This window comes from Actinoplanes sp. NPDC051388 (assembly GCF_055586225.1).
In genome coordinates, this window is the sequence record NZ_JBVJIP010000030.1 from 75,699 (window position 1) to 97,503 (window position 21,805).

Annotated in this window: 19 protein-coding genes; 4 read left to right on the plus strand and 15 right to left on the minus strand. The window is 71.2% G+C overall.

Annotated elements, in window-relative coordinates; genetic code table 11:
• Window positions 1-81: 81 nt before the first annotated feature.
• From ACZ6TI_RS45395 to ACZ6TI_RS45430, 8 genes are all read right to left on the minus strand, one after another.
• Window positions 82-393 (minus strand): hypothetical protein, encoded by a 312-nt coding sequence (locus tag ACZ6TI_RS45395; protein WP_465351516.1) that lies wholly within the window; start codon window positions 391-393, stop codon window positions 82-84.
• A 4-nt stretch (window positions 394-397) separates the two neighbouring features.
• The gene (locus ACZ6TI_RS45400) at window positions 398-1,648 is read right to left on the minus strand and encodes an inorganic phosphate transporter (protein WP_465351540.1); all 1,251 of its coding nucleotides are present in this window, start codon (window positions 1,646-1,648) and stop codon (window positions 398-400) included.
• Between the two features lie 142 nt (window positions 1,649-1,790).
• The gene (locus ACZ6TI_RS45405) at window positions 1,791-3,845 is read right to left on the minus strand and encodes a PQQ-dependent sugar dehydrogenase (protein ID WP_465351517.1); all 2,055 of its coding nucleotides are present in this window, start codon (window positions 3,843-3,845) and stop codon (window positions 1,791-1,793) included.
• Between the two features lies 1 nt (window position 3,846).
• On the minus strand, window positions 3,847-4,776 hold the full coding sequence (locus ACZ6TI_RS45410; protein WP_465351518.1) for a sugar phosphate isomerase/epimerase family protein: 930 nt from the start codon (window positions 4,774-4,776) through the stop codon (window positions 3,847-3,849).
• A 195-nt stretch (window positions 4,777-4,971) separates the two neighbouring features.
• A complete protein-coding gene (locus ACZ6TI_RS45415; RefSeq protein WP_465351519.1) occupies window positions 4,972-5,748 on the minus strand; it encodes a hypothetical protein in 777 nt (258 codons plus the stop codon).
• Between the two features lie 14 nt (window positions 5,749-5,762).
• Complete coding sequence (locus ACZ6TI_RS45420) at window positions 5,763-6,647, minus strand: SCO6745 family protein (protein WP_465351520.1); 885 nt, start codon at window positions 6,645-6,647, stop codon at window positions 5,763-5,765.
• Between the two features lie 11 nt (window positions 6,648-6,658).
• A complete protein-coding gene (locus ACZ6TI_RS45425) occupies window positions 6,659-7,147 on the minus strand; it encodes a hypothetical protein (RefSeq protein ID WP_465351521.1) in 489 nt (162 codons plus the stop codon).
• Between the two features lie 11 nt (window positions 7,148-7,158).
• A complete protein-coding gene (locus ACZ6TI_RS45430; RefSeq protein ID WP_465351522.1) occupies window positions 7,159-9,471 on the minus strand; it encodes a putative bifunctional diguanylate cyclase/phosphodiesterase in 2,313 nt (770 codons plus the stop codon).
• 90 nt (window positions 9,472-9,561) lie between these two features.
• Between ACZ6TI_RS45430 and ACZ6TI_RS45435 the strand changes: the two genes are divergently transcribed.
• A complete protein-coding gene (locus tag ACZ6TI_RS45435) occupies window positions 9,562-10,731 on the plus strand; it encodes a PP2C family protein-serine/threonine phosphatase (protein WP_465351541.1) in 1,170 nt (389 codons plus the stop codon).
• Window positions 10,732-11,023: 292 nt separating this feature from the next.
• The gene (locus tag ACZ6TI_RS45440) at window positions 11,024-13,366 is read left to right on the plus strand and encodes a tetratricopeptide repeat protein (RefSeq protein ID WP_465351523.1); all 2,343 of its coding nucleotides are present in this window, start codon (window positions 11,024-11,026) and stop codon (window positions 13,364-13,366) included.
• On the opposite strand, the gene ACZ6TI_RS45445 is transcribed toward ACZ6TI_RS45440, so the two are convergent.
• From ACZ6TI_RS45445 to ACZ6TI_RS45460, 4 genes are read right to left on the minus strand one after another with little or no spacing between them, the layout of a single operon-like run.
• Window positions 13,335-14,693 (minus strand): NAD(P)/FAD-dependent oxidoreductase, encoded by a 1,359-nt coding sequence (locus tag ACZ6TI_RS45445; RefSeq protein WP_465351524.1) that lies wholly within the window; start codon window positions 14,691-14,693, stop codon window positions 13,335-13,337. The genes ACZ6TI_RS45440 and ACZ6TI_RS45445 overlap by 32 nt on opposite strands.
• A 14-nt stretch (window positions 14,694-14,707) precedes the next feature.
• Window positions 14,708-15,934, minus strand: coding sequence for an RNA polymerase sigma factor (locus ACZ6TI_RS45450; protein WP_465351525.1), 1,227 nt, complete (start codon window positions 15,932-15,934; stop codon window positions 14,708-14,710).
• Complete coding sequence (locus ACZ6TI_RS45455) at window positions 15,931-16,299, minus strand: YciI family protein (protein ID WP_465351526.1); 369 nt, start codon at window positions 16,297-16,299, stop codon at window positions 15,931-15,933. Before ACZ6TI_RS45455 ends, ACZ6TI_RS45450 begins: the two co-directional genes overlap by 4 nt.
• Window positions 16,296-16,874: a DUF998 domain-containing protein gene (locus tag ACZ6TI_RS45460; RefSeq protein WP_465351527.1), complete on the minus strand. Its 579-nt coding sequence runs from the start codon at window positions 16,872-16,874 to the stop codon at window positions 16,296-16,298. Before ACZ6TI_RS45460 ends, ACZ6TI_RS45455 begins: the two co-directional genes overlap by 4 nt.
• 78 nt (window positions 16,875-16,952) lie before the next feature.
• Here ACZ6TI_RS45460 and ACZ6TI_RS45465 point away from each other — a divergent pair, with 78 nt between their 5' ends.
• Entirely contained in the window at window positions 16,953-18,404 is a 1,452-nt protein-coding gene (locus ACZ6TI_RS45465) for a class I SAM-dependent methyltransferase (RefSeq protein ID WP_465351528.1), read from the plus strand.
• Here the strand turns inward: ACZ6TI_RS45465 and ACZ6TI_RS45470 are convergent.
• Window positions 18,394-19,146, minus strand: coding sequence for a class I SAM-dependent methyltransferase (locus ACZ6TI_RS45470; RefSeq protein WP_465351529.1), 753 nt, complete (start codon window positions 19,144-19,146; stop codon window positions 18,394-18,396). The genes ACZ6TI_RS45465 and ACZ6TI_RS45470 overlap by 11 nt on opposite strands.
• A gap of 9 nt (window positions 19,147-19,155) precedes the next feature.
• Window positions 19,156-19,527 (minus strand): VOC family protein, encoded by a 372-nt coding sequence (locus ACZ6TI_RS45475; protein ID WP_465351530.1) that lies wholly within the window; start codon window positions 19,525-19,527, stop codon window positions 19,156-19,158.
• Between the two features lie 153 nt (window positions 19,528-19,680).
• Here ACZ6TI_RS45475 and ACZ6TI_RS45480 point away from each other — a divergent pair, with 153 nt between their 5' ends.
• Window positions 19,681-19,974, plus strand: coding sequence for a hypothetical protein (locus ACZ6TI_RS45480; RefSeq protein WP_465351531.1), 294 nt, complete (start codon window positions 19,681-19,683; stop codon window positions 19,972-19,974).
• 103 nt (window positions 19,975-20,077) lie between these two features.
• Here the strand turns inward: ACZ6TI_RS45480 and ACZ6TI_RS45485 are convergent, their stop codons facing one another.
• Entirely contained in the window at window positions 20,078-21,799 is a 1,722-nt protein-coding gene (locus ACZ6TI_RS45485; protein WP_465351532.1) for an acyl-CoA dehydrogenase, read from the minus strand.
• Window positions 21,800-21,805 lie beyond the last annotated feature (6 nt).

Sequence of the window (21,805 nt, forward strand, 5' to 3'; positions counted from 1 at the left end):
CCTCTGGGGAAGCAGAGCGGCTCTGCTTCCTCTCGGGAAGCGCTGCGGCGCTTCCTCTGGGGAAGCAGAGCAAAGCGGTCGCTACTTGTCGACGATCATCGGGAAGACGTGGTCGAAGCTCAGCGCCTTGCCGAAGCCGGAGACCACGATGAAGGCGATGCCCAGCACCACGCCCAGCAGCACCAGCCCGAAGCAGACGTAGCCGAGGGCGGTGCCCAGCGGGCGTGGCGCCGGGCCCGAGACGCCGGTCTCGTGCACCTGCGCCTCACCGCCCGCGCCCCACGCCAGGGACCGGATGCCGAGCGCGAAGACGGCTGGCAGCCCGGCGCCGAGCACCAGGCAGGTGACCAGCACGCGCCAGCCGCTGTCCAGGGCGAATACGACGTTGTGCATGGTGTCAGCTCCCCGTGGTCGCCGGCGCCGGCAGCGGCGCGGCCACGTTCCAGTCGTCGTTCACGTTGTGCTCGCTCACCGGCCGGCGCCGGGAGTGCGCGTACATGGCGGCCGAGGCGACGATCAGCAGGACGACGATCAGCAGCGCACCGCCGGCGCCGCCGATCAGGTGGCCGATCCACCACATCACCGCGCCGACCAGGCCGGCCGCCGGCAGCGTGATCAGCCAGGCCGCGATCATCCGGCCGGCCACCCGCCAGCGGACCTGCGCGCCGGGCTGGCCGACCCCGGCGCCGACGATCGAGCCGGTGGCCACGTGGGTGGTGGAGAGCGCGAAGCCGAGGTGGCTGGACGCGAGGATCACCGCGGCGGAGGCGGACTGCGCCGCCATCCCCTGCTGCGGGGTGATCTCGATGATGCCCTTGCCGAGCGTACGGATGATCCGCCAGCCGCCGACATAGGTGCCCGCCGCGATCGCCACCGCGCAGGCGACCTTGACCCAGAACGGCACCGCCCCGGTGTCGGTCCAGTCCCCCGCCGCGATCAGCGCGAGCGTGATCACGCCCATGGTCTTCTGCGCGTCGTTCGTGCCGTGGGCCAGCGAGACCAGCGAGGCGCTGCCGATCTGCCCCCAGCGGAAGCCGCGCTCGGTGAACCGGGCCGCCAGGCCGACGGTGATCCGGTAGATCAGCCAGGTGCCGACCGCCGCGACCAGACCCGCGATCACCGGCGAAAGCAGCGCCGGCAGCAGCACCTTGCCGATCACGCCGTCCAGCTTGCTGCCGTCGCCGTGCCAGTTCACCCCGGCCCAGCCGAGCCCGGCCACGGTCGCGCCGATCAGGCCGCCGAAGAGCGCGTGCGACGAGCTCGAGGGCAGCCCGAGCAGCCAGGTGAACAGGTTCCAGATGATGCCGCCGACCAGGCCGGCCAGCACGATCAGGAGCAGCGCGGAGCCGTGGTCGGCGAGCAGCTCGGTCTTCGGCGCGCCGGTCTTGTCCTGGATCTTCACCACCGCGTTGGTGACGGTGACGGCGACCTCGACGGAGAGGAAGGCGCCGACCAGATTGAGGATGCCCGCCAGCGCGACGGCGGTGCGGGGCTTGAGTGCCTTGGTGGCGATGGAGGTGGCCATCGCGTTCGCGGTGTCGTGGAACCCGTTGGTGAAATCGAAACCCAGTGCGGTGACGACGACCAAAACCAGGATCACGGATTCTTGGCTCACGCGCCTGATGGTGACGTGCCGGGACCGGGCCATCCAGGGTGTGAACATCAGACGATTGGATGTTCGCTGTTCGTTTACCTGTTGTTTCCCTGATGTTGCGGATGCGTTGCGACCCGACCACGGAAAGCGACGAGGGCCAGGGGGCGGCCCCTGACCCTCGCCTGCCGTTAACCTGCTATTCGCTCGGAGTCAGCACCACCTCGGCGGAACCGGTCGAGCCGTCCGCGTCGGTGTACTCGGCCACGAAGACCGCGCTCAGGCCGGGCAGGCCCTCGTGCCCCTCGGGGACGAACGTGGTGATCGAGCCGCTGCAGCCCGCGGTCGCGGACAGCGGGTGACCGTGCTGGTCGTGTCCCAGGATGTAGTTCACCGTCACGTTCGCGCAGTTGACCGGCTGGTCGTCGGTGACGTTGACCTGGAAGGTCACGGTGTCACCGAAGGCGAACGGCTGGCCCGGCGCGGGCGTCGTGACCAGCTCGACCGTCGGCGCCACCGGGCCGACGTGCAGCAGGTACTCCGCCGAGGCGGACCGGCCGGTCGAGTCGGTCACCTTCAGGGTGGCCCGGTAGTCGCCGTTCTCCGTGTAGGTGAACGCCGGGTACGCGCGCCGCGAGTCGACCGTGCCGTCGGCGTCGAAGTCCCACGCGTACCGGAGCGAGTCGCCGTCCGGGTCATAGGTGCCGGCGCTGGAGAAGTTCACCGTGAACGGCGCCGAGCCGACCGTCGGCTCCGCGTTGACCTTCACCACCGGGGACTTGTTGTCCGGCGCGTAGTCGATCCGGGCCAGCTGCGCCTCCGGGTTCTCGGAGAAGAAGCCGTCGCCGTACTCGAGCACGTAGAGCGAACCGTCCGGACCGAACTCCAGGTCCATCGGGTTGTCGAAGATGATCGACGGCAGCACCGACTCGATCGCGGTGACCTGGAGGTTCGAGTCCAGCGTGAACGCCTTCACATAGTCGCGGGTCCACTCGTAGAACAGCGGCTTGCCGTCGAAGTCGGCCGGCCACTTGGTGCGCGAGTCGCTGCGGGCGTCGAACTGGTAGGCCGGGCCGCCCATCGGGCCGATCCCACCGGTGCCCAGCTGCGGCCACTGGGCGCTGGCCGCGTACGAGTAGATGACCTCGGCCTTCTCCACCGTGGGCAGGTTGCGCAGTCCGGTGTTGTTCGGCGACTCGTTCACCGGCTGGGCGCAGTTGAACGGCTGCCCCGAGGTGTTCGTGGCGAAGTCGAAGTCCACGTAGGGCATGTCCGGCGCGACGCAGTACGGCCAGCCGTAGTTGGCCGGCTTGTCGATCGCCATCCAGCGGCCCTGACCGGCCGGGCCGCGCTGCGGGTTCGCCGCGTTGGCGTCCGGCGAGTAGTCACCGAGGTACACCACGCCGGTGGTCTCGTCGACGTCGAAGCGGAACGGGTTGCGCAGGCCCATCGCGTAGATCTCGGGCTTGGTCTTCGGCGCGCCCGGCTGGAACAGGTTGCCGCGCGGGATCGAGTACGTGCCGTTCGGCTTCACCTTGATCCGCAGCAGCTTGCCGCGCAGGTCGTTGGTGTTGGCCGCGCTGCGCTGGGCGTCGAACGCCGGGTTGCGGGTGGGCCGCTCGTCGATCGGCACATAACCGCTGGAGGCGAACGGGTTGGTGTCGTCGCCGGTGGACAGGAAGAGGTTGCCCTGCCCGTCGAAGTCGATCTTCCCGCCGACGTGGCAGCAGATGCCGCGGTCCACCGGCACCTGGATGATCTGCTGCTCGGAGGCCAGGTCTAGCACGTTGCCGCGCAGCTTGAACCGGGACAGCTGCAGGTGCCCCTTGAACGGCGCGAAGTCGGCCGCGGTGCCGTTCTCCGGCGCGTTACCCTCGTTCACCGGGGTGTCCGGGTTGTCGGTGGGCGTGTCCAGCACCGGCGAGTAGTAGATGTAGACCCAGCGGTTGCTCGCGAACTGGGGGTCGACCGCGATGCCCTGCACACCCTCCTCGTCGTGCTGATAGACGGGGATGGTGGCGGCCAGCACGTTGCGGCCGGTGCGCGGCTCGTGGATGCGCACCTCGCCCTTGCGGCTGGTGTGCAGCACCCGGCCGTCCGGCAGCACGGCGAGGGCGATCGGCTCGCCCGGGAAGTCGTTGAGCGTCACCTTCTGGAAGTCGGAGTCCGGCGGCACGGCGGCCTGGGCCGCCGGCGCCGAGACAAAGGCGGAGACCAGTACGGCCGCAGCCGTGATAGCAAGAGCTCTTCGCATGTCAGAACCGCAATCCGTCGAGGAATTCGTAGCCCACCCGGGCGGTGTCCAAGGCCTGCTCCGGAGTGCGCGGCGGGGTGCCCGCGTCGTCGCGCTCCACGATGTATTCGACCAGCCCCGCCTCGGGGGCCAGCTTGAAGATCCGCTTGAAGTCGATGATCCCGACGCCCGGGTCTTCGAACGGGGCGCTGGTGAAGTTGCTGGTGTCGACCTTCAGGTCCTTGACGTGCACCTGGCGGATCCGGCCGCGGTGGCGGTGGATCAGGTCGACCGGGTCGTGTGCCCCGCGCCAGGCCCAGTACAGGTCCACCTCGAGGTGCACGTACCGCGGGTCGGTCTGGCTGGTGAGGATGTCGAAGCCGGTGCGCTCGGTGCCGTCCTGGCGGACGAACTCGAGGTGGTGGTTGTGGTAGCCGAAGCTCAGCCCGGCACGGCGGGCCAGCTCACCGGCCTTGTTGAGGTCGGCGGCGAAGGCGCGGTACACCGCCGCGTCCCGGATCGGCCCGTTCGGGCCGAGGCCGAAGAACGCGTGCACGATGTACTTGTTGCCGATGATCGCGGCGTCGTCGAGGGTCCGCTTCCAGGCCTCGGCGTCCCACGGCTGCGGGATGCCGGCGTGCCCGGAGGTGGCCCGCAGGCCGGCCGCGTCGAGCGCCGCCCGGAACTGGGCGGGGGTGCGCCCCACCGTGCCGGCGTGCTCGACCCTGGTGTAGCCGATCTCGGCGAGCTCCTCGAGGCTGCCCTCGAGGTCCAGACCGAGCTGGTCGCGCAGCGTGTAGAGCTGCACGCTGATCTTGTCGCGCGGTACGCGATGTGGGGCTCCCCCGGTGGCCTCGGCAGGTGACGAGAGCACTGTGGAGGTACCGATGGCCGCGGCGCCGGCGGCTGCGGCGCCCAGAATTCTCCTGCGGCTGACGTGGGACTCGTGCATGGGGTGGTGCCTCCCGGTCGGGTGTTGACGGGGCACGGGGGCGTGCCGAATCGACCGGCACCCCCATGCCGGCGGCATAGCTTCATCCGCATTTCTCGATACGCACGTTACCGTTAAGTTACGGCTGTCACGAGATAAAGATTCGTCAGATCATGCAAAAGTTAAGTCGCGATAAGCATTACGAATCGGGACGGTCTAGAGCGGAACGAGACGAGCTGCCAACGCCACCGCGTTGAGGTCGCCTTCCCGCAGGCGGTCGGCCGACTCCTTCTCGCCCAGCCCCTCGAGCCGGTCGGCGGCGGTCGCGATCAACTCCGTCTCGCCGTCCAGCAGCCGCCGGGCCAGCCGCGCCTGGAACGGGCTCAGCCCGGCGAAGGCGCACCGGTCCAGCGCCGCGATGGTGGGCGGGTCGAGGGTGCCGGCCAGGGCCCGCTCGGTGACCACCCGGAGCAGCCAGGACGGCCACCAGCCGTACTTGCCGATCAGGAAGCCGGACTGGATCGCCCGGCCCGGCAGCTGCCCGCCCTCGATCAGGCGCAGGGTCAGCGGGATGTCGAAGTACTCCAGCCGCAGGGCGGTCACGAACAGGCGCAGCAGCGGCAGGGTGCCGACGATCGGCTCGGCGGCCGCGGCGGCCTTCGCGTACTCCCCGTGCAGCGCCAGGCAGAGCACCTCGGCCTCGTCGATCGACGAGGTGAACGTGGCCCGCTCGGCGAAGCGGCGCAGCGTGTCGGTCAGCCGCTCGGCGGCGCCGTGCGCCCAGGTCTCGAGCTCCTTGCTCTGCGGCCGGTTGAGCCAGCGCACCACCACGTCGGTGGCCAGCCGGGCCTCCTGCCGCAGCAGGGGTGCGGTGATGCGCCCGACCAGGAGGTCACCGAAGCCGTCCACCACCATCGCCGCGTCGAACCGCTCGGAGGCCTCCGGAAACTGTGCCCACCACTCCTCGGTGTGGGACTGCCCCGAAAGGTCCACCCATCCAGGGTGTCCTACCGTGGCGGGTTCTGGGCCTGTTTCACCAGGTTCATCGGATCGAGCATGCCCAGCTTGACGAGCGTGCGGCTCAGCGGACGGGTGAGCTCGGCCAGCCGCACCCGGCCCTCCTCGCCGAGCACCGCATAGGCCGGCTCGGCCAGCCGGTCGGTGACCGCCTCGACCTCCGCCCGCAGCGCCCGGCCCGCGTCCGTCAGGGCGTCGCCGTCGATCAGGCCGCGGGCGCGCAGCCCCTCGACGCCGGCCTCCCACAGCTCGTCGCGCCAGCCCCGGGTGGGCTGCAGGAACTCCCGTGCGGCAGAGCCGGACGCGACGTGCAGGACGAGCGACTCGAGCCCGCTCAGCTCGGCGTGCAGCAGCGCGGTGACGTGCCCGTCGCCGCGGAACTCGCGCAGCAGCATCTGGGCGTGGAAGAGCCGCAGATGCGGCTCCTCGGGCCAGGGCAGCGCGGTGTGCGCGGCGAACAGCGCCCGGCCCTGCGGGATCTCGGCCGCCGACTCGGCCGCGCGCCGGGCCAGCCCGGCGGCCTCGGCCACCTCGGGCGACCCGACCACGTCACCGAGACCGCGCCGCAGCGCCGCGTCGGCCGCCTCGAGCCGGGCGGCCAGCACCGCGGCCGGGGTGGTGCGCTCCCACACCGCGGGCAGCGCCTTGCGCACCAGGCGCGGGTTGAAGCCGTAGAACGTGGCGATCACCGGGCCCGGGCCGGTCACCCCGAAGACTGCGCCGCGGGAGGCGAAGTAGCCCTCCATCGCGCTCAGCCCGAGCGCGCCGAACCGCTCGAAGGCCTCCGGCGCGAAATAGATCATCGCGTGCAGGGGCTCGGTCACCCGCCAGGCTTTGCGTGCGGACGCCTCGTCGCTCACCCGATCTCCGGTCACCGGGCCCCCCTTCACTGGGTCTCTCCGAACGGCATCGTCATCTCCTCCGCGCCGGCGATCCCGGCGCCGTGGGCCGGGGGTATCAGATCATGGGCCCGCGCGAAGCGACGACCCGAACGGCGGGTCACCTCGAGCGTGGCCATCTGCACCGGCATCGGCGGCGCTCGGAACGGCCCGGCGCCCCAGCGCACCCAGATCGCGATGCGGCCCGCCTCGGCCTCGGCGAGCAGCTTGTCCACCGTGCGGGTGCGGTCGGAGTGGTCGACCTCGACCACCAGCGGCGGCCCGTCGGCGCGGGCGAAGGCCACGTCGACCACCGAGTGCTGCCGCTCCATCGGCGGCGGCAGGGTGACCACGCTCGGCGCGCGGCGGTAGACCCGCCAGCCCTGCCCGGCGCCCCACTCGGCGACCGTGTCGATGACGCGGGCGGTGACCTCGTCGGTGGTGAGGTCGGCAAAGATCAACTGATCGAGCCACGCGGTCAGCGCATCGGCCTCCATGACCGGAAATGCTAACCGGCGGCTACGACAATCCTGGTGTTCTGTGCCGCCAGCAGCGCACGGAACTGCGCCGGCGGCATCGGACGGGCGAGGTGGTAGCCCTGGCCCAGGGTGTAGCCGAGCTCGCGCAGCTTGATCACCTGGCCCTCGTTCTCCACACCCTCGGCCACCGTGTCCAGCCGCAGCGCCCCGGCCAGCTGGCTGACCGCGCGGGCCACCGCCTGCCGGGCGTCGGCCGCCGCCGGGTCGCCGTCCTCGATCTCGATGCCGTCGACGAAGGACTTGTCCAGCTTGACGATCGCCGCCGGGAAGAGACGCAGCAGGCTCAGCGACGACTCGCCGGTGCCGAAGTCGTCCAACGCCAGGCTGATCCCCAGCTTGTCCAGCTCGTGCAGGGTGCGCAGCACCTGCCGGCCACGCAACACCTCGGACTCGGTCAGCTCGAGCACCAGCCGGTCGGCGGGCAGCCCGCTGTATTCCAGGGCGGCGCTCACGTCGCTCACGAAGTCGGGGTCGTGCAGCTGCCGGGCGGACACGTTCGGGCCGAGCTTCTGCAACGCTTCCGGCCCGAACTCGGCCAGCCAGGCGGCCACCTGACGGCACGACTCGCGCAGCACCCAGCGGCCCAGCGGCACGATCAGGCCGGTGCGCTCGGCGGCCGGGATGAACTCGATCGGCGGCACCATCCCGCGGGTCGGGTGCTGCCAGCGGACCAGCGCCTCGACGCCGATCACCTTGCGGTCGTCGAGCCGCATCACCGGCTGGTAGTGCAGCACGAACTCGCTCTGGTCGAGTGCCCGGCGCAGCTCGCCGCCGAGCTGGATGTGGGCCAGCACCGGCTTCTCCATGCCCGGCACGTAGCGCACGTAGCCGGCCTTGCCGCGCTGCTTGGCGCCGTACATGGCGACGTCGGCGTGCCGCAGCGCGGTGTCCAGGGTGGCGCCGCGCTCGGCCGAGGCGATGCCGGCGCTGGTCTGGATCAGCAGCCGGTCCTCGCCGATCGGCAGGGTGAGGATGTCGAGCAGCCGCTGCGCCACCCGCTCGCCCGCGGCGGCGCCGCCGAACACCAGCACCGCGAACTCGTCGCCGCTGAGCCGGGCCGGCACCCCGTCATCGCCGACCGCCTCGCGCAGCGCGCAGGCGACCGAGAGCAGCAGCCGGTCGCCGACCTCGTGGCCGAGCGAGTCGTTCACCGTCTTGAAGTCGTCCAGGTCCACGATCAGCACGGTGGTGACGTCGCGGGCGGCCAGTTCGGCGGCGAGCCGCTCGCGGAACAGCGCGCGGTTCGGCAGCCCGGTCAGGCCGTCGTGCGTCACCTCGTGCTGCAACTGCTGCTCGGAGACGTTCTTCTCGTGCAGCAGGGCGAGGTTGTCGCGGTTGCCGGCGTACAGCCGCGTGGTGACCAGCAGGCCGACGACCACGGAGAGGATCAGGACCGTGCCGTCGGTCCAGGCCATCCCGCCGAGCGCGACCGACAGCATGGCGATCACGACCGCGCCGACCGCCAGATAGGGCAGCAGCCCGCCGGCCGTGCGGCGGGACGGCGCGGGCGGCGACATCGCGGCGCGCCACTGCTCGCGGGTCGCGAAGGTGGCCAGCAGCGGCGCCAGCGGCATCACGATGGCCTGGGCCGGGACGCCACCGTTCGCGCCCATCCGGTCGGCCAGAATGGCGACACCGATCGCGCTCAGGCCGGTGCCGACGATCAGCCGCAGCGCGGTGATGTCCACCGGGCTGCTCGTGATGTAGGAGACCCGGGACACCCCGGCCGTCGTCACCAGGAAGGCCAGCCCGACCAGGACGATGCCGGCGGGGGTCCACGGATCCTCGGCGGTGACCATCGGGGCGAGGCCGAAGTGCCAGAGCAGCACCGCGCAGCCGAAGAAGGCGATGGCCCGGTCGAGCAGCAGCCGCAACGGCGTCCGGTCACCGGCCTCCATCGGCACCAGCAGCACCGCGCCGCTCATCGAGAGGAAACCGAGACCCACACCGAGCGCGGCCGGCAGCCCGATGCCGGGCGCCCGCCCGTCCACGGCGTGCCGCACGACGTCGACCGCGAAGATCCCGTAGCCCACGCCGATCAGTAGGAACGAGCCGAGCAGGACGGCCCAGAAGCGCCGGGCGGCGCTCGCGAGTGGCACCGAGAGCAGCAGCCGACCGACGGCCAGCGCGGCCACGATGCCGCCGATCGAGACCAGCCAGTAGGCCGGCCAGATCGGGCCGGCCACGCCCGTCATATACGCCACATACCAGACAATGCCGGCCGCAACCAGCCCGCCGGTCGCCAGGACGTGGCGCAGCGGAGCCCGCGTAGAGGTGGCCATATCTCCTGAATCGGCCGATCCGGGCCGGATTGAAGCAGAAGCGGTTGCGGTGTGGCCGCCGGGGAGAAGGATAGGCATGTGGCGGATGTGATGGAAGCTGTGCGACGGTTGCTGGACCTTCGGCAGCACGGCCGCACCGAGGATCTGCCGCTGACACTGGCCGAGGTGGCGCCGCTGCTCGGCGCCGCCGAGGTCGAGGTGCTGCTGGTCGACTACGAGCAGATCGCGCTCTGGCCGCTGCGCGGCACACCGCCGGACGGCGGACGGCAGGCCGTCGACGGCACGCCGGCCGGTCGCGCGTTCCGCCGCACCGAGCCCGGTCACGACGAGGACGCCGCCGACGGCCCCGCGTGGTGGCTGCCGTTGCTGCACGGGTCCGAGCGGCTGGGCGTGCTCAAGGTGCGTTTCAAGGAGCCGCCGAGCGACCGCCTCCGGGCCGACATAGACGTGGTCGCCGCCCTGGTGGCCGAGCTGATCGCGAGCCGGCAACAATACGGCGACGCGGTCGAGCACACCCGCCGCCGGCTGCCCATGCAACTGGCCGCCGAGATCATCTGGAACCAGTTGCCGCCGCTCACCTTCTCGGCCAACGACACCGTGGTGACGGCCGTGCTCGAACCCTGCTACGACGTCGGCGGCGACTCGTTCGACTACGCGGCCAACGGCGACGTGCTGCACGTGGCGCTCTTCGACACGGTGGGCCACGGCATCGACGCGAGCGCGCTGACCACCCTGACGCTGAACACCTATCGCAACGCCCGCCGATCCGGCCTCTCGCTCAGCGACACCTACCGCTCGATCGACAAGTGGATCCGGGCGAAATATCCCGGGGCGTTCGTGACTGCGCTGCTCACCGAGCTGGACACGGCCACCGGCGTCTACCACCGCATCTCCGCCGGCCACCCGGCCGAGCTGCTGCTGCGCGGCGGCCGGGCGATGCCCCCACCCCCGGTCCCGACCGCGCTGCCGCTGGGCCTGGGCCACATGGTCGACCGCCCGCCGGGCGTGACCGAGGTGTGCCTGGAGCCGGGCGACGCCCTGGTCCTCTACACCGACGGCATCACCGAAGCCCGCGACGCCGACGGCAACGACTTCGGCCTGGACCAGCTGACCGAGTTCATGACCGAGGCCCTGACCAGCGGCACCCCGGTCCCCGAGGTGATGCGCCGCCTGATCCACAAAATAGTCTCCTACGAGAACGGCGAACTGCGCGACGACGCCACCGCAGCCCTCCTCCAATGGCGCGCCAACCCGGCGTAGGTCGTCCATGCGGTGGGTTTGCCGATCATCGGCCGGTTGGTGTCCGATCGGCGCTTTCCCAGCCGGGTGGGCCGGTGTATCCAGGTTGGATGGACCTGGACGGTGCTCGATACCGCGACCGCTGTGACGTCGTGATGCGGTGACGGGTCCGCACGCCGCGGGAGAGCGGTCCGTCGCGGCCGAAACCATCTCCGGTTCGGTCTTCACCGGGGACCACGCGAGTCCGACGATCCTGCCTCCCGGCGGTCTCCCCACGCCTGACCAGGTGCCCGCACCCGCGAGCTTGTGGAACGTGCCGAGGCGGCCGGCCGGCGTGTTCGTCGGCCGCGACTCGGTGATGGAGCGGGTTGCGGCATCGGTGACGACCGGGACGGGCAGCGTGATCGGTCAGAGCGTGGCCGGGCTCGGTGGCGTCGGCAAGACCGAGGTGGCCCTGCATCACGCTCACGCATCGCGGGATCAGTACACGGCGGTGTGGTGGGTTGTCGCCGACAGCCCGGCGAACATCACCACCGGACTCGCCGCACTCGCCCGCCGGGTCGCGCCGGTGATCACCGCCCTGCCGGACGAGCAGGCCGAGGAGTGGGCCATCGGCTGGCTGGAGCACCATTCCGGCTGGTTGCTGATTCTCGACAACGTCGAGGACCCCGCTCACATCGACACCGTCCTCGGGGCCACCAAACGCGGTCACGTGCTGGTCACGACCCGCCGGAACATCGACTGGGCGGGTCGCGGACTACTCCCGATCCGCCTCGGCGTGCTTTCCATGGCGGAGGCAGTGCAGATGCTCCACGGCAGACTGCGGCAGCAGGAGCCCGAGCCGGCCGACGACGCGGTCGCGGAGGAGATCGCCCGCTGCCTGGGGTGCCTGCCGCTGGCGCTGGAGCAGGCCGCCGCTTATGTCAACCATCACGAGATCTCGCTCACCGCCTACCGGGACCGCCTGAACGAGCAGCCCGGCGGGCTGCTCGCGGCGGTAGCGCCGGGCAATGATGCCCAGCGTGCCATCACCCTGGTCTGGGCCGTCACCCTCAACGTCCTTCCCACCGAGGCGGTTGAGGTCCTGCGCGTGCTCGCCTGGTTCGCCGCGGACGACGTCCCTCGCCACTTCGTCACCAAGCTGGCCGACGACGACCGGGTGGCAGCCGACCGGATCCTCGGCCTGCTTTCGTCCTACAGCATGCTCACCCTGACGACGGACACCTTCAGCATCCATCGGTTGGTGCAGACGGTCCTGCGCCTCACCGTGGCCACCGACCCGGCCACGGCCGATCCCGCCAAGCGGGCCACCGACCTGCTCACCAAGCTGATTCCGGGCAACCCCGAAGGAGATCCGGCCAGCTGGCCACAGTGGCGTGAGCTGCTCCCACACATCTCCGCTCTCGCCGACCGCCTGCCGCACAGCACTGATCCCGAATTGAGCCTCCTGCTGAACCAGGCCGCGGTGTTCGAATCAGCACAAGGTCTCTACCGGCAAGCCGAATCACACCTCCGACACTCCTTGGCGATCGCCGAGGCGGCACTCGGCCCGGACCATCCTGCCGTCGCAACCCGGCTGGGAAATCTCGCCGCCAGCTTCCGCACCCTGGGCCGGGCGAGCGAGGCCGTGCCGCTGGAGCAACGCGCATTGGCGATCGCCGAAGCAGCCCTCAGCCCGGATGAGCCCACCGTCGCGATCTTGCTGGGGAATCTTGCCGTCAGCTTTCAGGCTCTGGGCCGGGCGAGCGAGTCGGTGCCGCTGCTCGAGCGCGCGCTGGCGATCACCGAAGCAGCCCTCGGCTCCGACCACCCCGACGTTGCCATCCGGCTCGGAAATCTCGCCGTCAGCTTGCACGCTCTGGGCCGCGCGAGCGAGTCGGCGCCGCTGGAGCAACGTGCACTGGCGATCACCGAAGCAGCACTCGGTCCCGACCACCCCACCGTCGCCATCCGGCTGGGGAACCTCGCCGCCAGCTACAGCGACCTCGGCCGGGTGGACGATGCGTTTCCCCTGAAGCAACGCGCACTCGCGATCACCGAAGCAGCACTCGGCCCCGACCACCCCGACGTCGCCATCCGGCTCGGGAATCTCGCCGCCGGCTTGCAAGCTCTGGGCCGCGCGAGCGAGTCGGTGCCACTGCTCGAACGTGCGCTGGCGATCACCGAAGCGGCACTCGGCCCGGACCACCCCACCGTCGCCGTCTTGCTGGGGAACCTCGCTGCCGGCCTTCGCTCCCTGGGCCGGGAGAGCGAGGCCCTGTCTCTGAAGCATCGTGCGCTGACGATCACCGAGGCAGCACTCGGCCCGGACCACCCCGACGTCGCCATCCGGCTGGAGAATCTCTCGGCCAGCTTTTACGCTCTCGGCCGCGCGAGTGAGTCGGTGCCGCTGCTCGAGCGTGCGCTGGCGATCACCGAAGCAGCACTCGGCCCGGACCACCCCGACATGGCCATCCGGCTGGCGATTCTCGCCACGTGCCTGCGTGATCTCGGCTCGACCGACGAGGCGATGGCCTGTTGCCGGCGAGCGGTGGAGGTTGCCGAGCGAATCCAGCCGACGGACCACCCCACCACGACGGTGCTGCGCGAGTTGTGGGGTCGGCTGCAGCGCCAGGCGGACGCGTTCACCGTGGTGGAGGGGAAGGAGACGACTTGATGCGGTCGAACGGGTCTCCGTATTCCCCCATCGCGGCTCGGGCGAACGCCTGCTGGAACGTCGACACCCGCTCCGAACGACCTCGGCCCAGGAAGCTCACCGCCCAGTGCAGCACCGCGGTGACCCGGTTCTTGAAGCCGACCAGATAGAGCAGGTGCACGGCGAGCCACATCAGCCAGCCGATGAAGCCGGAGAAGCGCAGCTTGCCGACGCTGGCGACGGCCGAGAACCGGCTGATCGTGGCCATGCTGCCCTTGTCGAAGTACTTGAACGGGCCGCCCGGCTCCTTGCCGGCCAGCCGCCGCTTGATCTGGCCGGCGGCATAGCGGCCGCCCTGGATCGCCACCTGGGCCACGCCGGGCAGCCGGTCCAGCGACGCCATGTCGCCGACCGCGAAGATCTCCGGGTGCCCGGGCACCGTCAGGTCGGGGTTGACCTCGATGCGGCCGGCCCGGTCGGTGGGCGCGCCGGTGGCCTCGGCGATCGACTTCGACAGTTTGGGCGCGGCCACCCCGGCGGCCCACATCTTGGTCATCGACTCGATGCGTTCGGGACCGCGCTTGGTCTCCACGTCGATGCCGGTGCTGTCCACGCCGACCACCTTGGTCTCCAGCTCGACCTCGACGCCGAGCAGGTGCAGCTGGCGCAGCGCGCGGGTGGCCAGGTGGTCGCCGAAGCTGGCCAGCACGGCGTCGATCGCGTCGACCAGGATCACCCGGGCCCGGCGCGGGTCGATGTGCCGGTATTGCCCGGGCAGGGTGCGGTGGGCCAGCTCGGCGATCTGCCCGGCCATCTCCACGCCGGTCGGGCCGGCGCCGACCACCACGAAGGTCAGCCAGCGGTCGATCGCCTCCTGGTCGGTCTGCAGGTCGGCGATCTCGAACGCGCCGAAGATGCGGGCGCGCAGCTCGAGCGCGTCGTCGATGCTCTTCATGCCGGGCGCGTGGAAGGCGAACTCGTCGTGCCCGAAATAGGACTGCGAGGCGCCGGCCGCCACGATCAGCGTGTCGTACTCCACCTCGTATTCCATGCCGGGCGCCTCGACGCTGACCTTGCGGGCGTCCGGGTCGACGCCGGTGACCCAGCCGAGCCGCACGTCGACGTTGTCCTGCTTCTTCAGGATCTCGCGGATCGGCGGGGCGATCTCGCCCTCGGACAGGATGCCGGTCGCGACCTGATAGAGCAGCGGCTGGAAGAGGTGGTAGGCGGTGCCGTTGATCAGCGTGACCTCCACGTCGGCGCGGCGCAGCGCCTTGGTGGCGAAGAGGCCGCCGAAGCCGGCTCCGACGACGACGACACGATGCGGGTGATCGATCCGCTCAGGCATGCGCACAGCATGCCTTAAGTCCGAGCGGCACGGCGCAGGAGCAGGCGCTGTTCGGCCGCGTTGTTGCTGAGCTCGGCCGCGCGCGCGAACTCGGCCCGGGACTCGTCGAGCCGGCCGAGGCGTTCGAGCAGCTCCGCGCGTACCGCGGGAAGTTGGGGGTAGGACCGCAGCGCACGGACCGTGACCAGCTCGTCGGCCAGGCGCAGGCCGCGGGCCGGATCGCCGGCGAAGCCGACCGCGACGGCCCGGTTGAGCAGCACCACCGGGGTCGGCTGCAGGTGCGCGAGCACCTCGTAAAGGGCCGCGATCCGCGGCCAATCGGTCTGGTCACTGGTGATCGCGCGGGCATGGCAGGCGGCGATCGAGGCCTGGATGGTGTACGCGCCACCGCCCAGGCCTTCCGCCACCTTCAACGCCCCCAGACCATGTCGGATCAGCGCCCGGTCCCAGCGGCGTCGATCCTGGTCCGGCAGCAGCACCGGCTCCCCCGCCGCGTCGACGCGCGCGCCCAGCCGGGACGCCTGCAACTCCATCAGCGCGAGCAGCCCGTGCACCTCGCCATCGGCGGGCAGCAGCGCCGCCAGCACCCGGCCCAGCCGCATCGCCTCCCGGCAGAGCGCCGGCCGGGCCCAGTCCTCGCCGGCGCTGGCCGCGTACCCCTCGTTGAAGATCAGATAGACCACTCCGAGGACGGCGGCGAGCCGCTCCCGGGTCTGCGCCGGGGTGGGCAGCTCGAAGGTGACCCCGGCATCGGCCAGCGTGCGCTTGGCGCGGACGATGCGCTGCGCGGCGGTGGCCTCCGGGATGAGCAGCGCGCGGGCGATCTCCGGGGTGGTCAGGCCGCAGAGCATGCGCAGGATCAGTGCCTTCTGCGCGTCGGTGGTCAGCGCCGGATGCGCGGCCGTGAAGATCAGCCGGAGCAGGTCGTCGCCGATGTGGTCGTCGATGGCGTCCTCCCGGTCCGGTTCGGCGGGCTCGGCGTCGCGGTGCAGCAGGGCGAGCTTGCCCGCGTACGCGTCCCGGCGGCGCAGCGCGTCGATGGCCTTCTTGCGGGCCACCGCCATCAGCCACGGGCCGGGCGCGTCCGGCACGCCGTCACGCGGCCACTGCTCCAGCGCGGCGACCAGCGCCTCCTGGGCGAGGTCCTCGGCCAGAGCGACGTCGCGGACGAGCCGGGCCAGCCCGGCGATCAGCCGGGCCGACTCGATCCGCCACACCGTCTCGACGGCTTGCCGACTCATTGCGGTCCGAAGTCCTCCGGGCCGAAGACCTTCAGCACGTCCACCTCGCCCTGCCAGCCGGGCCAGAGGTCGCGGTGCGCCTTGACGAAGCGGGACGCCCACTCGACCGCCTCGGCCTTGTCCCGCACGTCGTAGAGGGCATAGCTGACCACCTCCTTCGACTCGGCGAACGGGCCGTCGGTGACGCTCAGGTCGCCGTCGCGCAGCGTCACCTGGGCGCCGGCGGCGCTGGGCGCCAGCCCGGCGGTGTCCAGCAGCACGCCGGCCGCGGTGGCGTCCTCGCCGAGCTTCATGATCGCCGCCATCAGCTCGGGCGGGGGCGGGGTGCCGGGGCGGGTGTCGCGCAGCAGGGTCAGATATCTCATCGGGCCGGCTCCTTGATCTCGGTCTTCGTGAACAGTCGGAGGGAAACGGCGGTGATCCAGGCGCTCGCCAGGATGACCGCGGCGGTGAAGGTCAACAGGCTCCAAGCCTGCCCCGCGCCGGCGATCAGGACGGCGTATCCCACGCCGAAGAGCCCGCCGACGATCTGGGAGAAGCGGTCGCCGACCAGGAAGCACGCGATCACCAGACAGATGAAGCCGATGCCGCCGGCCGCGAAGTGCACCAGGCCGGAGGTGCTCAGCGCAACGGTTTCCGGCGTGCCCTCCGGGAAGCCGCGGCCCGGGTCGGCCCGGAACACACCGGCCACCACCATGCCGAGGCCGTAGACCAGGAGGAACGCCCACGCCCGTCCCGGCCGACGCTGCTTCCAGGAGATCGCACCCAGCGCCACGAGCAGGCCGGACACGATCAGGTTGGTGCTGTGGATCCAGCCGAAATCCCCGTTGGCGAGCTGACTCCAGGCGTGCCGCCGCGGGTCGAACCCGTCCCGGCTGAACACCTCGATCAGCGACACGATCACGTACAGCGGCCCCGCGACCAATCCGGCGAGCAACATGCCCCTCTCCCTTCCTTCGCCAGGTAGCTCGAACGGGCCGGCCGGATTTCGACATCGGTCTCGAATAAAGTTTCCGCGGTGACCTACCTGCTCTTTCCGGGGCGGCACCACGTGCTGACCCGCTTCCAGGCCGACACCCTGCGCCGGCTCGCCGCCGACGCGACAGTGGTGTGGGCGGTGACCTCGGCGAACCATGAGAACACCAGGCGCAACCCGGTGCCCTTTCACCGGCGCGAGGCGGCGATCGAGCAGTTCAGCGTGCGGGAGGGGCTGCGGTCGCTGGTGGTGCCGGTGTTCGACACCGCGCCGACCGCCCGGTTCGCCTCGGTGACGCTGAAGAACGTGCGGGTCTCCACCGGCATCGAGCTGACGGCCGCGAACACCCGGGTGGCGTGCTCGACCCCGGCGGTCGCGGAGCTCTATGCGGCGCTGGGCTTCGAGATCCTTCCGGTCGAGGACGCCGTCGTGCCGAACCCGCCGCGGCCGTGGGACGTGCTGCTCCGGCTCGCCGCCGACGACGCCTCGTGGCGTGACCTGGCCCATCCGGCGACGGTCGACGTGTTCGACCGCTACCTCCTGCCCGAGTTGGTGCGGTCGGTGGTGAACGATCCGGTGGTCGGCGACGAGGGCGGGCTGACCGCGTCCCGCGACTACCGCACCTACATCACCGCGTTCGAGGAGGCCGCGACCCGCAAGTGGGAGCTGGTCCGGGCGCACGTGCGGCCCGGCCGGATCGTGGACGTCGGCTGCGGCGCCGGCTCGGTGCTCGAGCTGGCCGACCGCGAGCCGGGGCTGCGGGAGAGCGACCTGATCGGGGTCGAGGTGGCCCGGCACCTCTTCGAGGAGTGCGTGCACAAGAAGGCACAGGGCCTGTTCCACAACGAGAACGTCTACTTCTACCGGCGCAACGTGCTCGGCGGCGCGATCTTCCCGGACCGATCGATCGACACCACGCTGACCTTCGCGCTGACCCACGAGATCTGGTCCTACGGCGAGCGGGAGAAGTCGCTGCGGGCGTTCGCCCAGGCGGTCTACGACCACACCGCGCCCGGCGGCGTGTGGATCAACAGCGACGTGTGCGGCCCGGACGGCAAGGACCGCCCGGTGATCCTGACCCTGGCCACCGACGACGGCGCGGCCGGCGGCCCGGTGGGCGGGCTGTCCACCCGCGCGAAGCTGGACCGCTTCGCCGCCGACTTCGCCTTCCCGTTCGCCTTCGAGCCGCTCGACGCCGGGCGGGTCCGCCTCTCGCTGGGCGCCGCGATGGACTTCCTGACCCGCAAGGACTACACCGACAACTGGGAGTCGGAGACCCGGGAGCAGTTCTGCGGCCTGGAGTTCGCCGACTGGAAGTCGCTGCTCACCGACGTCGGCTTCGAGATCGACCCGGTCTCGCGGACCAGCCGCAACGACTGGATCGTCGAGCACCGCCTGGCACCGGTCGCGTCCCTGGCCGCCGCCGACGGCACGCCGATGGACTGGCCGGTGACGCACGTGCTCGCGGTGGCCCGCCGCCCGCTCAACACCTGACGCCGGACACGGTCCAGGCGGCGGCGGTCAGCGCGATCGGCCCGTCGCCCAGCCGCTCGTGCAGCCGGTCCCGGATCGCGGCCCGGGTCTGATCCGGGAGCCGGGCCAGATAGGCCGGCGCCGCGCCCTGGCCGCCGAGGAACGGCGTCCAGTAGTCGGCGAAGTCGGCGAAGCGGGTCGGCACCTCGATCACCCCGGTGATCACGTCGCCCAGCCCGGCGGCGGTCCACAGCCCGCGCAGCGGCTCCGGGCGGCAGATCGGGAAGCGGCGCACCTCGTCGCGCTCGCCGGCCACCGGGTCGACCTCGGCGGCCACGTCCCAGAAGTGCCGCATCATCGCCATCCCGTCGGCGTAGTCCCAGACGTAGGCGGCGACCGTGGCTCCGTCGACGGCCACCCGGGCCATCTCGGCGACCGCGGCGGCCGGGTCCGGCATGAAGTTCAGCGCCAGCCCGCTCACCACCACGTCGAAGCTGGCACTCCGGATCGGCAGGGCGACGCCGTCGCCGTTCACGACGTTCCGCGATGAGCGAAGGAAGCCCAGCGAGCGGTCCACCCCGATCACCGACGCGGCGCCCTCGATGGCCGCGGTCAGCGCGCCGGTGCCGCGGCCGACGTCCAGCCAGCGCAGGCCTGCCGGCTCGTCGAGCCGCCGCACGAACTCGACCGCGACCCGCCGGCTCCACCGGCCGACATACGCCTCATATGCGTCCCCGACCTGCCAGACATCCCCGCCGCTCATGCCACGACCCTAGAGGGACAGACCGAGCCCGTCCGCCGCGTAGCGGCCCTTCGACAGGTCGAGCACGCTGAGCAGGTTGCCGAACGGGTCGGCCAGCACCGCGACCCGCCCGACCGGGATGTCCAGCGGCCCGCGCACCAGGGTGGCGCCGGCCGCGGTCAGCTCGGCCACCGCGTCCGGCACCGAGTCGACCAGGAAGTCCACCTGTGGGCCCGGGTGCTCGGCGGACAGCACGATCTCCGCGTCGGTGTCCGGCAGCCGCAGCCCGGCCGCCTCCTCGGTGCGCCAGATCAGCTCGTGGCCCAGCCGGTCGCGATAGAAGCCGATCCCGGCGTCCAGATCGGTGACCGTCAGGTGCACGCAATCAACCTTGCGCAACATCGGTCCTCCTCGAACGTAGTCCTCCCCAGGGGTTAGGTCGATCATGCCGTCTCCGCCGGAATCCGGCACCGCACTCGGATCGGGCGGCCGTTGTGAGCGCGCACACCGGTGCCGAACACTCGATTCGACTCGACACCGGCGAACGGAAAGACCATGAGCACAACACACCCGCGCACCTTCGTGATCGCGGTCGGGGCCGCGCTCGGCGCGGCGGTCCTGTTGGTTAGTGCGCTGACCGCCGTCGCGTTCCTGTTCACGATCTTCCGGGCGCGGCGGCGGGCGGTGGGCGTACCCCCGGAACCCGCCCCGGATCGCCCGGCGCGGGCGGGCCGCCCCGGCGCGGTCGGCGAGCACGCCGTGCCGCGGGCCGCCCGATCGGGCGGCACCAGCAGCATGGATCCGCCCGGATCGCGGTGCACCACGAGGAAGCCGTCACCCACGCTTTGATATCCCAAGAACGGGTGCCGGCGCCGCCCGCCCCGGATGGACGGGTTCGCCCGGCCGGATCAGCGCCGCCCAGACCAGCGATGGGCTGGCGGTCCGATAATGATCAGAGGACGGTGTCGTCCAGGTCGAGCAGCAGGGTGTCGCCGGCGGCCAGCAGGTCGAGCCACGGCCCGGTGCGGGGCAGCTCGTGGGTGAAGAAGTAGCGCGCGGCGAGCCGCTTGCCGTCGTAGAAGGCGCCTTCCTTGCCGTGCGCCGCGATCGCCTGCTCCAGCCACATCCAGGCGATCACCAGGTGCCCGGCGGCGTCCAGATAGGGCGTCGCGTTCGCCAGCGCCCGGTCCGCGTCGCCGTCCGCCCACAGCGCGCGGGTCACGTCGAGCAGCCGGTCCCGTCCGGCGAGCAGCGCCGCGGCCATCTCCGCCAGGTCGGCCGGCGCCCGGTCCACGGTCGCCTGCATCGCCGCCGCCAGCGCCGCCAGCCCGGCGCCGCCGCGCATGGTCACCTTGCGGCCGAGCAGGTCGAGCGCCTGGATGCCGTCGGTGCCCTCGTGGATCGCGTTCAGGCGGTTGTCCCGGTAGAACTGCTCGACCGGGTATTCGCGGGTGTAGCCGTACCCGCCGTGCACCTGGATGGCGAGTTCGTCGGCCTTGAGGCACCACTGCGACGGCCAGGCCTTGACGATCGGCGTGAGCACGTCCAGCAGCAGGTCGTCCTGCTCGTCGACCAGCTTCGCCGCATAGAGCACCAGCGCCATCGCGCCCTCGACATAGCTCTTCGACGCCAGCAGCATCCGCCGCACGTCGGGGTGCTTGATGATCGGCACCGGCGGTGCCAGAGGGTCCTTCCCGGCGGGTGGTCGCCCTTGGCGACGATCCCGCGCGTACGCGAGCGCGTGCAGATAACCCGTGTAGCCCAGCGCCACCGCGCCCGCCCCGACGGCGATCCGGGCCTCGTTCATCATCAGGAACATGTAGGCGAGCCCGCGGCCCTCCTCGCCGACCAGGTGCCCGGTGGCCCCGTCGAAGGCGAGCACCGCGTTGGTGGTGCCGCGGTAGCCCATCTTGTGGTTGAGCCCGGCCAGGTTGACGCCGTTGCGCTCGCCGACCGCGCCGTCCGGTCCGACGTAGTGCTTGGGCACGATGAACAGCGACAGCCCCTTGACCCCGGCGGGAGCACCGGCGACCCGGGCCAGCACCAGGTGCACGATGGTCTCGGTCAGCTCGTGGTCGCCGCCGGAGATCCACATCTTGCTGCCGGTGATCCGATAGGTGCCGTCCGCCTGCCGCTCGGCCCTGGTGGTCACGTCGCTCAGTGAGGAACCGGCCTGCGGCTCGGACAGGCACATGGTGCCGGTGAACCGCCCCTCGAGCATCGGCCGCACATAGGTGTCGATCTGCTCCGGCGTGCCGTGGGTCAGGATCAGGTGCGCGTTGCCGACGGTCAGTCCCGAATATGCCGAGGTGGCGATGTTCGCCGCCTGGAACCATGCGAAGACGGCGCGGTTGAGCACCACGGGCAGCTGCATGCCGCCGACCGAGGAATCCATCGACGCGGACAGCAGGCCCGCCTCGGCGATCGCCCGCATGGCCTTGCCGACCTCGGGGTTGACGGTCACCGAGGTGCCGTCGAAGGTCGGCTCCTCCAGGTCGTTGCGCCGGTTGTGCGGAGCGTATTCGCGCTCGGCGAGCTGCTCGGCCAGGTCGAGCACGCCGTCGAAGGTCTCCCGCGAGTGCTCGGCGAACCGCGGCCGTGCGGTCAGCGCCTCGACGTCCAGCCACTCGAACAGCAGGAAGTCCAGGTCGCGCCGGGACAGGATCTGGGGCATGGCTCG

Excerpts from the sequence above, each read along its gene's own strand:
- ACZ6TI_RS45450 (WP_465351525.1), bottom strand. The coding sequence starts at position 15,934 with ATGAGTCGGCAAGCCGTCGAGACGGTGTGGCGGATCGAGTCGGCCCGG.
- ACZ6TI_RS45435 (WP_465351541.1), top strand. The coding sequence starts at position 9,562 with ATGGAAGCTGTGCGACGGTTGCTGGACCTTCGGCAGCACGGCCGCACC.
- ACZ6TI_RS45470 (WP_465351529.1), bottom strand. The coding sequence starts at position 19,146 with ATGAGCGGCGGGGATGTCTGGCAGGTCGGGGACGCATATGAGGCGTAT.
- ACZ6TI_RS45445 (WP_465351524.1), bottom strand. The coding sequence starts at position 14,693 with ATGCCTGAGCGGATCGATCACCCGCATCGTGTCGTCGTCGTCGGAGCC.
- ACZ6TI_RS45460 (WP_465351527.1), bottom strand. The coding sequence starts at position 16,874 with ATGTTGCTCGCCGGATTGGTCGCGGGGCCGCTGTACGTGATCGTGTCG.
- ACZ6TI_RS45410 (WP_465351518.1), bottom strand. The coding sequence starts at position 4,776 with ATGCACGAGTCCCACGTCAGCCGCAGGAGAATTCTGGGCGCCGCAGCC.
- ACZ6TI_RS45455 (WP_465351526.1), bottom strand. The coding sequence starts at position 16,299 with ATGAGATATCTGACCCTGCTGCGCGACACCCGCCCCGGCACCCCGCCC.
- ACZ6TI_RS45480 (WP_465351531.1), top strand. The coding sequence starts at position 19,681 with ATGAGCACAACACACCCGCGCACCTTCGTGATCGCGGTCGGGGCCGCG.
- ACZ6TI_RS45405 (WP_465351517.1), bottom strand. The coding sequence starts at position 3,845 with ATGCGAAGAGCTCTTGCTATCACGGCTGCGGCCGTACTGGTCTCCGCC.
- ACZ6TI_RS45400 (WP_465351540.1), bottom strand. The coding sequence starts at position 1,648 with ATGGCCCGGTCCCGGCACGTCACCATCAGGCGCGTGAGCCAAGAATCC.
- ACZ6TI_RS45430 (WP_465351522.1), bottom strand. The coding sequence starts at position 9,471 with ATGGCCACCTCTACGCGGGCTCCGCTGCGCCACGTCCTGGCGACCGGC.
- ACZ6TI_RS45425 (WP_465351521.1), bottom strand. The coding sequence starts at position 7,147 with ATGGAGGCCGATGCGCTGACCGCGTGGCTCGATCAGTTGATCTTTGCC.
- ACZ6TI_RS45475 (WP_465351530.1), bottom strand. The coding sequence starts at position 19,527 with ATGTTGCGCAAGGTTGATTGCGTGCACCTGACGGTCACCGATCTGGAC.
- ACZ6TI_RS45485 (WP_465351532.1), bottom strand. The coding sequence starts at position 21,799 with ATGCCCCAGATCCTGTCCCGGCGCGACCTGGACTTCCTGCTGTTCGAG.
- ACZ6TI_RS45395 (WP_465351516.1), bottom strand. The coding sequence starts at position 393 with ATGCACAACGTCGTATTCGCCCTGGACAGCGGCTGGCGCGTGCTGGTC.